The sequence below is a fragment of the Bacteroidota bacterium genome (assembly GCA_039821555.1).
GTDB lineage: Bacteria > Bacteroidota > Rhodothermia > Rhodothermales > Rubricoccaceae > JBCBEX01.
On sequence record JBCBNX010000064.1, the window covers coordinates 1 to 656 of the forward strand.

The window sequence follows — 656 nt, forward strand, 5'->3', positions numbered from 1 at the left end:
TCCGGTGATCCTTTTGACAGCGCGCGTCGCGACCGAAGACAGGGTACACGGCCTGGACGCAGGTGCTGACGACTACCTCGTCAAGCCATTCGCGATGGATGAACTGGTGGCCCGCATCCGCGCGCTCGGACGCCGCAAGGCCACTCCGCCCCGGCGCCGGATCGCGATCGGGAAACTCACGCTCGATCTTGAGCCACTGCAACTCAGCGTGGGCGACCAGCCGCTCGATGTGCCCCGCCGCGAACTGACCGTACTTGCCGGTCTCGCCGAAACGAGGGGCGCCGCCGTCAGCAAGGAACGCCTGCTCGATCTCGTCTATGGCACTGGCAGCGCGACGGACGAGAAAGTTATCGAGGTCTACGTCTCGCGGTTGCGCAAACGCCTCGCCGGGCATGGCGTGACCATTCGCGTGATGCGCGGGATCGGCTACGCGCTAAAGGCGGAAGATCCATGACGCGCGCCATTTCGCTTCGGCTGCGCCTGACCCTCATAATCCTGTTGCCGCTCATGACGGTCGCGATCCTCGCCGGGCTCTGGCAGTTGAACAACGCGCGCCGCACCGCGGCCGACGTCTTCGACCGGAGCCTTCTGTCCGCCGCCCTCGCCGCGCGCGTCGCTGCGATCGTTCGGGACAGAGAGGGCGGCGGAAAGAAGGC

The 656-nt window shown here is 66.5% G+C and carries 2 protein-coding genes; both read left to right on the plus strand.

Annotation, left to right across the window (positions count from 1 at the left end):
- Positions 1-454 (plus strand): response regulator transcription factor (locus AAFU51_18855; protein ID MEO1573303.1); only part of this gene is annotated, 454 nt, incomplete at its 5' end.
- Positions 451-656, plus strand: a 206-nt coding sequence (locus AAFU51_18860; protein ID MEO1573304.1) for a hypothetical protein, incomplete at its 3' end; no start/stop codon positions are given. The genes AAFU51_18855 and AAFU51_18860, both read left to right, overlap by 4 nt.